Raw genomic sequence first — 7467 nt, forward strand, 5'->3', positions numbered from 1 at the left:
TACCCTTTTTATAATCAGTTCTCGCTTCTTCAATTGAGCGTAGATACTCCTCACTTGAAAGTGCCACTATATCCTCGATTAAATCTTCAAGACTCTCTTTGATTGTATCTGATATCAAAGATTTCAATTCTCCAACCGTTAAATCTTTCACCTTCATTTCCATTGTTACCGCCTCCTTCTACTAATAACAAATTTGATTACAATTATAAGAAATGTCACCTAATGGAAGTATATGCGAAATTGTCCATCCTTCCCATCACCCCAGCACCTCAATAACTTATCCACCACGTTATTTTAAACATTACGGTCGCCCTCAAGCCTTGGTAGCCGACGTCAATCACGTCACAACTCCCCAACCGCCGCCCCCAGTCCGTTGCCGATATTTGATCTTGGCAGCCTTCCTCTGTTGTTGGATGACGACGATTAGAGCCACGAGGGCCCCATCCCGGTGCGTTCTGAGTGAGCTTCGTCCTCCGGCGATGCTCTCGGCGTCGCCCTTTGCTCGCCTTTGCAAGCTCCTAACCGTTAAGGTCAGATCTCCTCGAAGAACTGCACGAACGGGACGCAACTCCCGCATTGCTTGAAGACCTGATGGATTTAGGCTGCGAGCCGTGACATTTTGGACGATGACGCAAATCACAACGGCGTGCCGTCCCTTTGGACGTAATGCCACAATACATTCGAGCATCAGAACGCTAAGCGACACTAGCAGCCTTCTCTTTGCGTTTTCTACTTGGAGTATAAAACAAAAACGGTGCTATTTACTCCACCAGAGGAGTAGAAAAATAAAGATGCTTGAAAGTGACAAGGGAATGAATTATTGTTCTTATCCTTCCCTTTACGCCTGCCTCGTCGTTCATGAGCGAGCTACCGCCTCTAACGCCTCTCTCAGCTCCTTCTCCGTCGGCACGCCTCCATGCTTCACGAGCTTTCCGTTGATGACGACGGCGGGCGACATCATGATGCCGAGTCGCTCCGCCTCCTCTGAGAACACGTTCACCTTTTCGACTTCCGCATCGAGCCCCAGCTTCTTAACGAGCTTCCTGACGAGCTTCTCCGTCGCCTTGCACTTCGCACACGGCGGCTCCGTCCCAAAAACTTGCACCCTCACCATTCCAATCACCTTCCAGCTTAAATTCATCTCGCTTTCATTTCCTCCAGTTTTCGACGACGCGAGAAGTTTCCATGGGGATTTCGACGAAGCGTCGCCGACATTCATGTATCTCTCCCCAGGTCCTTAAAAGCTCTTTCAACTTTTCTTCTTCTGTGTGCCATTTATTCATCACCTTCCCATCATTTCACGACGGCGCCCCAAACCAGCCCGAGGAGCGTCGAGAGCACGACTACGAGCGCTACGTAGGCGGCGGCTCTCCTCGCCCCTATCGTCCGCCAGATGACGATCATGTTCGGGAGGCTCAGCGACGGTCCTGCCAGCAGAAGGGCGAGCGCCGGACCCGGTGCCATCATGCCTTGGAGGTAGCCGAAGAAGTCGCCGACTATCGGAACTTCGAGCAGCGTCGGCATGTAGAGCAAGGCTCCGATGACGGAGGCGATGAAGCACGAGAGCGGCGTCGTCGCCCCAAAAACCCTCTGCGTGAGCTTTCCGATCGCCACTTCATATTCCTTGAAAGTTTTGCCGCCGACAACAACCGGCGTGAGCGGGTCAACGCCCTGAGCTACGGCGGCAACGCCCCCGATGATGCCGATGATGAACGTCCCTAAGAGCAAAATCGGGAAGATCGTCCTGAAGAACCACCAAGTCTCGTAGAGCCACTCCCTGACCTCATCACTCGTGTAATAAAGCTTGAGGAGAGCCACAAGTCCGCTGATTAGTGGTGAAACGACGGCGAGCTTCACCGTCCAGCGAATCATAGTGGAAGCACCGACGAGCAGGATGGCGACGAGGATTGCGAAGAAGGTGAGCGTCGCCCATGCCGGCTTGCCTTTTTCCTCCGCTCGCCGCTCCGCCGCAGGTAAGCTCACCCGAGCGCTGCCGGCGGCAGTTGCCGGGACGCTAACGTCACGCTCGAAGATTGCCGCCATCGCAAGCCCGACGCCGACCGAAGTGGCGACCGCGAAGAACGCTCTTGCCGCCCCGATATCAAGACCGAGGACTCTCGCCGTCAGAACGATCGCAAGCACGTTGATGGCAGGTCCGGAGTAGAGGAAGGCGGTTGCAGGTCCTATGCCGGCGCCACGCTTGTAAAGACCGGCGAACATCGGGAGGACGGTGCAGCTGCAGACCGCGAGGATTGTTCCCGAGACGGAGGCTATGCTGTAAGAGAGCCAGCGTCTCGCGGACGCCCCGAAGTACCTGATGATCGCCTCTTTGGAGAGGAGGACGGCGATGCCGCCTGCGATGAAGAACGCCGGCACCAAGCAGCCGAGGACGTGGTAGCTGAGGTAGGTGAGCGTTTCATCCACACCCGCCCTGAAGACCGTGACTATCGCATTCATTTCAAAATTATTTGAAATTTACTGTATATAAAAGTTCTGCTTTGTTTGCGGAGGAGGTCTCGCATCACTACGCTCTAAACTGATGCTCAGCGGTTCTTGTCGAGTTCGAGATTGAAAAGGGTCAAAAGAAGAGGCGTAACACGCCTTTTAAGCACTCTACGACCTTTGACGTGGGAGAGGGTGGCACTTTCGCCTGCTTAACGGGCTTCAGCAGCGGGCATACGTTATCCGTGCTCACTTCCGTGCTGCCGACGAGCTCGACAGCCGCCACGTATTTTTCGGCGTCGTAAGCTGAGATGCGCCAGGGTTCCACGCCCAAAACGAGGTCCGGCTTGAGCTTCTTCCAAGGAAGGGCGACGTCGCAGTAGCTCTCCACAACGATGGCTTCATGTCGTTTTGCGATTTCCTTGTATGCGGATTCCATTGCACTCTCGTATTTCGCAGCGAGGGCGTTCAGCTCCTTCAGCCGTGCGACTTTGAACGTCTGCGAGGCACGGCGGCAGAGCCGCTCCAGCAACTCCTCGACCTCCGGCTCGACCGGCATGAGTGCGTTCAGCACGATTATAATGCGGCGGTGTATGGTTATCCGATCGGCGATGAAGTCTGGAATTTCAAGTGAGGGATAACATTCCGCCCAGAGCCTATGGATGGGGTTTATGACCTCCTCCGGCAGCTCTGTTTCGGACGCCTCCCGCAGCAGCTTTGCATCCTTGCCGTAGAGTCGTCCTTGTGAGAGAGATTCGTAGACGACATCAAAGTCATACCAAACGTTATTCCCTGCTTTTGGTTTAAAACCACAGGCATCCACCCCTCCCTCTCTTAAATATCGTAGTAAAGCCCTCGCCAGCGTCGTCTTCCCGGCGTCCTCCGCTTTTAGACCGACTATCAGGACGGTAAACCGTCGCATCGCCATCGTTAATATAGAGTTTGCGCATTAACATTTAATGGGCGTTATGTTAGTTTTTGACGTTGACGGGACACTTGAGTGCGGCGACCCTCGAGGACCGGTCAGGCTTAAATCTTTGCGAGCGCTCAAGGCCGAGAACTTCGTCGTCGGCATCGTCGGCGCCTATGAGAAAGTTCAGAAGCGCGTGCACAGCTTGGACTTTTACTACGATGGAGACCCGCACAAGGATGAGAACTTGAGAAAAGTCATGGAGGAATATAAGCCAAAGCTGGCATTCTACGTCGCAGATCGTCCAAGCGATAGAGAAGTTGCCCTTAAGAATGGCTTCTGCTACGTCCGCCCCGAAGACTTTACGCTTCCTCAGAGCTGAATACGGACCTGACTATGCGGAACGACGTCAGACGAGTTCGGGAGGCATCGCCCACAACAGCGACCCCTTTCCCTTCTTACTCTTTTCTAGGCAGACAACTCCCGCCATCCTAAATTTTACAGGCTTCACGTCGTCCCTGCCGGTGAGGAGGAGTCTCGCAGCCTTTCAGCCCATACTTTTGGCTCAGCTAAAGGCATGAGCGCCTCTGCCATGAGTTCCGCAGTCTGCACCGCTCTGAGCTTCCCGCTGTTGGTCAGGGGGCGAGCAGGGTCCTCCGCCGCACTCTTTGCCTCTCCATGCCGGACCAAATATAGCCGTATCATCATTTTTGAAGTCAGCCTAACCGCTATTTATCGCTTAAGCAACTCAACACTCGCTCATATAGCTTCCAAAACCTTTCCTTCCAATTTTCAAGCATTAAGACGAAAGGTATGCCCTTTGAATACAGTTTTGCGATTTCGGTGGCGAGCGGGATTTTCATCAAGATTTTTATGCCTTCCTGCGTGCAGAATTCCTGTATCATCTCGTCCCCCTCGCCGCTTTTATTCAAAACGACAGCAAAGGGAGTTTTCAGCTTTTTAAGCGTCTCCACAGCAAGCTTTAAGTCGTATAAGCCGAAGGGAGTCGGCTCCGTGACCAGGATGCAGAAGTCGCTGCCATAAACCGAGAATATCACTGGGCAGGACGTGCCCGGTGGGGCGTCCACGATGGTTACAACGTGCTGGATGCTTATCGCTTTACGCACGGCTTTGACGACGGGCACGGGCATCGGCTCGCCGACGTTAAGTTCGCCGTAAGCAACGAAGATCTCTCCGCCATCGACGTGAGCGAAGCCCTTCTTCACGATGCCCACGGGTCTGTCCTCCTCGATTATTGCGTTTCGCTCGCAGGCGAGGGCGCAGCCGCCGCAGCCGTGGCAGAGTTGCGGGAAGACGAGAACATCGCCTTCCACATTGCGTTCGGGCACGGGACGCACCACGAAGAGCGCATTGAACTCGCAAAACTTCGAACAGACTCCACAGAAGTCGCAGCGCTCTTTTAAAATCTTTGGCGTTTTTATGCAGACCTTTTCCGCCTCGGTTATTTCGGGCTTTAGAAACAAAGCGGCGTTCGGCTCCTCGACGTCGCAGTCGAGCAATGCTACGCTTTTGCCGGCTAAGGAGAGCGAGAGCGCGAGATTGACAGCGACCGTCGTCTTGCCAGTGCCTCCCTTCCCGCTCGCCACCGAGATTATCATCGGTTAGACGTATTAGAAGAAGCTGTGCCTGTGTTCCCTGCAGATATCCTTCTCAGAAGCTTCTCTGAGAATTCCAGCTTGGAATTCTCGCAAAGCATCGCTGACGGTGCCGCTAGCGCCCACGTAAACTTCGATGCCGAACTGCTGGAACATCGCCAACGCCCTCGGACCCAACCCGCGGCAGAGAACTACAGAGACACCTTTTTCCGAGAGAAGCTCTGGGGGTAGTTTAGAGCCGCCGAAGTGCTCGCTGTAGTTTTGCAGGACCTCCACGTCGCCCGTCTCTAAATCCACAATGGTAAACGTCGGCGCCCTGCCGAAGTGCTCGCAGATGCTGTCATTGAGCCCGCCTGCATAGGTGGGAACTGCAACTTTAAGCTTCGAACGGGAAACTTTTGCTATAAGCTCTTGCATTTTCCTCTTACGGATCCCCTCGAGCTCGTCGTTCACAGGCTTCACCCTGAAAATAAAAAGGAAGGGAAAAATAAAACATGATATCCTACTTTTGAAGCTCTTCAAGCCTCTTCTTTATTTGCGAGAGCGCTTCTTCGAGGGCTTTCGCCTGCGCCTCCAGCATTTCTATCTCTTGCTCCTTGCCCATCGGCGGGGCTGCCCAAGGTGGCATCGGCGCTGAGGGTTGCTGCGTTTGCAGATAAGAAAGGAACTGCGGCAGTTGCCCCGTCTGCATGAGGTAGCTCGCAGCAGGCGGTAGCCCCGTTGGGCTTCTCCCGAGCCACCCCGGCGAGAAGCCGAAGCGCAGCCAGCCCGGTAGTCCCGTCAGCCTGAACATCCATCTCCATCCATATCCCATCCTCCATCACCTCCTTTCCGTTTAACGCAGCATTCAGAACGTTCCACTTAAGCCCTACCACGCCCTAACCATGGGCGTTCCGCAGTTCGGGCACGTCATCTGCCGACACGGCACGCCACGCTGGTGCGGGACTCGATGCCCGCAGCTCGGGCACTCGCACTCGCCGCTAGGACCTGGACCGCCGCCGGCGCCTCTGCCTCCGCCGCCGGCGCCTCTACCGCCAGCGCCCATGCCAGCGCCTCTTCCTGCCATGTTATCCCCTCCAAACGCGGCGTCCGTGTCGGCAGCGTGGTCGCATGCCACCTCGCCGCGCTCGTCTTCTACTCCTACCTGTGCCCATGCCTACAACTCCCCCGGCTATACCTCTCGCTCTTCCTACCATTCACCACCACCCGCCGTAGTATGCCCAGTAAGGCGACTGCCATGCGGGCATCCAAAGCGGCGTCCACGGCGTTATCGGTCCGTAAATTCCAGTCCACCACCAGCGTGGCAGCCACGGGAACCACCTGCAGAACGGGAATGGGTTGCCACGCCAGCCGCCCCACCAGCCTCTACCTCTTCCAAAGGGCATGGCATCACCTCCTCAACTTCTTAAGCATTTCTTTAACTTCTTTCAGGTCCTCCTCAAGCTTCTCAATGCGCCTTGCCAACTCCTGAGCGGCGCCGTGCGATGGTTTAGCCCCCAACGTGCCCGTAGCTTGCCACACTTTTCCTCTACCTCTCCCTTTCCCACCGCCCCCAAATCCTGGAGTGAGGATTGGCGGCGCCGGCGGCATTGCGGGCGGCGTTGTTGGCGCACTGCCGAGACCGAAGTGAGCGGTGACGGTCGCATTGCCTGCTTCGCCGAGTTCGTTGCGTTTGAGCATTTCGACGGCGTTTTTGACGGTGCCGTGCGCCCCTGTGAAGACCTTTATACCTGCAGCTGAGAGCGTTTGGAATGCATTTGGTCCAACGTTACCAGTAATAACGGCGTCCACGCCGAGGCTTGCTACCGTCTGAGCTGCTTGAATGCCGGCGCCGCCGGGGGCGTCGGCGCTCTCGTTACGGACGGCTTCGAACTTCATGGTTTCAGTATCCACTACGACGAAATACTGGCAGCGCCCGAATCTCGGGTCGACCTGTGCGTCTAAATCATCCGAAGTTGCTGTCACGCAGACCCTCACGCTTCTCCCCTTTAATGAATATAAATTCATTATTATATAAAACTTTCGCCCCTCTGTTCAGAAGTTCTGACATCCTCACGCCCTAAAGGGCGGAGGTTCCTGCCCCGGAGAGCAGAGGGCGAGCCACCGCCCGGTTAATGACTCCCGCAGGGAGTCTCTCCCCCTGAGCGAGCCCTATATTTACGCACCCTACTGCGTCTCTGTGCGCCTCTAGTTTGCACTCCATGCATTTGAACAGTCTGCCTCTCTTTGTTACGTGTTTTGAGCCGCCGCAGCGTGGGCATTCACTACTTGTCCCACGCTCGTTTTCTCTCCTCACTTCCATTCCGTATTCTTCCGCCTTCTCGCTTATCCGCTTATATAGATAGGCAGAAGACCAGAAGTTATGAATCATCGCATTTGCCTTCGGGTTGAACTTTGCATCATTTTTATTCCTCGCAGGTCGCCGCCGCATACCATCTCCGCCACTCCCATCTCCCAGCATTTCCTGACGAAATCCGCCACTTCCTTGTTTATACTATC

General features: G+C 55.0%; 14 protein-coding genes. 1 reads left to right on the forward strand and 13 read right to left on the reverse strand.

All coding sequences use genetic code 11. From position 1 onward, the window contains the following. Positions 1–337 precede the first annotated feature (337 nt). The 5 genes from ACXJJA_RS09635 to ACXJJA_RS09655 form a co-directional block, all read right to left on the reverse strand. A complete protein-coding gene (locus ACXJJA_RS09635) occupies positions 338–706 on the reverse strand; it encodes a hypothetical protein (protein ID WP_456488004.1) in 369 nt (122 codons plus the stop codon). 150 nt (positions 707–856) lie between these two features. Then, a complete protein-coding gene (locus ACXJJA_RS09640) occupies positions 857–1114 on the reverse strand; it encodes a thioredoxin family protein (RefSeq protein ID WP_456488005.1) in 258 nt (85 codons plus the stop codon). A 34-nt stretch (positions 1115–1148) separates the two neighbouring features. Further along, positions 1149–1283 carry a hypothetical protein gene (locus tag ACXJJA_RS09645; RefSeq protein ID WP_456488006.1) on the reverse strand — a complete coding sequence of 45 codons (135 nt, stop codon included), beginning with the start codon at positions 1281–1283 and terminating at the stop codon, positions 1149–1151. A gap of 10 nt (positions 1284–1293) precedes the next feature. Continuing rightward, positions 1294–2457, reverse strand: a complete 1164-nt coding sequence (locus ACXJJA_RS09650; RefSeq protein WP_456488007.1) for a permease — start codon at positions 2455–2457, stop codon at positions 1294–1296. A gap of 121 nt (positions 2458–2578) precedes the next feature. After that, complete coding sequence (locus ACXJJA_RS09655; RefSeq protein WP_456488008.1) at positions 2579–3370, reverse strand: hypothetical protein; 792 nt, start codon at positions 3368–3370, stop codon at positions 2579–2581. 31 nt (positions 3371–3401) lie between these two features. On the opposite strand from ACXJJA_RS09655, the gene ACXJJA_RS09660 reads away from it, so the two are divergent. Beyond that, positions 3402–3734, forward strand: a complete 333-nt coding sequence (locus tag ACXJJA_RS09660; RefSeq protein WP_456488009.1) for a hypothetical protein — start codon at positions 3402–3404, stop codon at positions 3732–3734. Between the two features lie 125 nt (positions 3735–3859). Here the strand turns inward: ACXJJA_RS09660 and ACXJJA_RS09665 are convergent, their stop codons facing one another. From ACXJJA_RS09665 to ACXJJA_RS09700, 8 genes are all read right to left on the reverse strand, one after another. After that, entirely contained in the window at positions 3860–4060 is a 201-nt protein-coding gene (locus tag ACXJJA_RS09665) for a hypothetical protein (RefSeq protein ID WP_456488010.1), read from the reverse strand. 20 nt (positions 4061–4080) lie between these two features. Beyond that, on the reverse strand, positions 4081–4971 hold the full coding sequence (locus tag ACXJJA_RS09670) for an ATP-binding protein (RefSeq protein ID WP_456488011.1): 891 nt from the start codon (positions 4969–4971) through the stop codon (positions 4081–4083). Between the two features lie 12 nt (positions 4972–4983). After that, complete coding sequence (locus ACXJJA_RS09675; RefSeq protein ID WP_456488012.1) at positions 4984–5421, reverse strand: NifB/NifX family molybdenum-iron cluster-binding protein; 438 nt, start codon at positions 5419–5421, stop codon at positions 4984–4986. A 49-nt stretch (positions 5422–5470) separates the two neighbouring features. Beyond that, positions 5471–5782 (reverse strand): DUF5320 domain-containing protein, encoded by a 312-nt coding sequence (locus ACXJJA_RS09680; RefSeq protein WP_456488013.1) that lies wholly within the window; start codon positions 5780–5782, stop codon positions 5471–5473. Between the two features lie 54 nt (positions 5783–5836). After that, positions 5837–6034: a hypothetical protein gene (locus ACXJJA_RS09685; protein ID WP_456488014.1), complete on the reverse strand. Its 198-nt coding sequence runs from the start codon at positions 6032–6034 to the stop codon at positions 5837–5839. A gap of 130 nt (positions 6035–6164) precedes the next feature. Next, entirely contained in the window at positions 6165–6353 is a 189-nt protein-coding gene (locus ACXJJA_RS09690; RefSeq protein WP_456488015.1) for a hypothetical protein, read from the reverse strand. A 4-nt stretch (positions 6354–6357) separates the two neighbouring features. Then, positions 6358–6945, reverse strand: a complete 588-nt coding sequence (locus tag ACXJJA_RS09695) for a NifB/NifX family molybdenum-iron cluster-binding protein (RefSeq protein ID WP_456488016.1) — start codon at positions 6943–6945, stop codon at positions 6358–6360. A gap of 82 nt (positions 6946–7027) precedes the next feature. Further along, on the reverse strand, positions 7028–7429 hold the full coding sequence (locus ACXJJA_RS09700) for a zinc ribbon domain-containing protein (RefSeq protein WP_456488017.1): 402 nt from the start codon (positions 7427–7429) through the stop codon (positions 7028–7030). Positions 7430–7467: the final 38 nt, after the last annotated feature.

Source organism: Candidatus Alkanophaga liquidiphilum (assembly GCF_053996935.1).

What these genes read in the sequence shown, in the direction of transcription:
- ACXJJA_RS09650 (WP_456488007.1), bottom strand. Translation starts at nt 2,457, where the DNA reads ATGAATGCGATAGTCACGGTCTTCAGGGCGGGTGTGGATGAAACGCTC.
- ACXJJA_RS09660 (WP_456488009.1), top strand. Translation starts at nt 3,402, where the DNA reads ATGGGCGTTATGTTAGTTTTTGACGTTGACGGGACACTTGAGTGCGGC.
- ACXJJA_RS09665 (WP_456488010.1), bottom strand. Translation starts at nt 4,060, where the DNA reads ATGATGATACGGCTATATTTGGTCCGGCATGGAGAGGCAAAGAGTGCG.
- ACXJJA_RS09640 (WP_456488005.1), bottom strand. Translation starts at nt 1,114, where the DNA reads ATGGTGAGGGTGCAAGTTTTTGGGACGGAGCCGCCGTGTGCGAAGTGC.
- ACXJJA_RS09670 (WP_456488011.1), bottom strand. Translation starts at nt 4,971, where the DNA reads ATGATAATCTCGGTGGCGAGCGGGAAGGGAGGCACTGGCAAGACGACG.
- ACXJJA_RS09690 (WP_456488015.1), bottom strand. Translation starts at nt 6,353, where the DNA reads ATGCCCTTTGGAAGAGGTAGAGGCTGGTGGGGCGGCTGGCGTGGCAAC.
- ACXJJA_RS09700 (WP_456488017.1), bottom strand. Translation starts at nt 7,429, where the DNA reads ATGCTGGGAGATGGGAGTGGCGGAGATGGTATGCGGCGGCGACCTGCG.
- ACXJJA_RS09680 (WP_456488013.1), bottom strand. Translation starts at nt 5,782, where the DNA reads ATGGGATATGGATGGAGATGGATGTTCAGGCTGACGGGACTACCGGGC.
- ACXJJA_RS09685 (WP_456488014.1), bottom strand. Translation starts at nt 6,034, where the DNA reads ATGGCAGGAAGAGGCGCTGGCATGGGCGCTGGCGGTAGAGGCGCCGGC.
- ACXJJA_RS09645 (WP_456488006.1), bottom strand. Translation starts at nt 1,283, where the DNA reads ATGAATAAATGGCACACAGAAGAAGAAAAGTTGAAAGAGCTTTTAAGG.
- ACXJJA_RS09655 (WP_456488008.1), bottom strand. Translation starts at nt 3,370, where the DNA reads ATGGCGATGCGACGGTTTACCGTCCTGATAGTCGGTCTAAAAGCGGAG.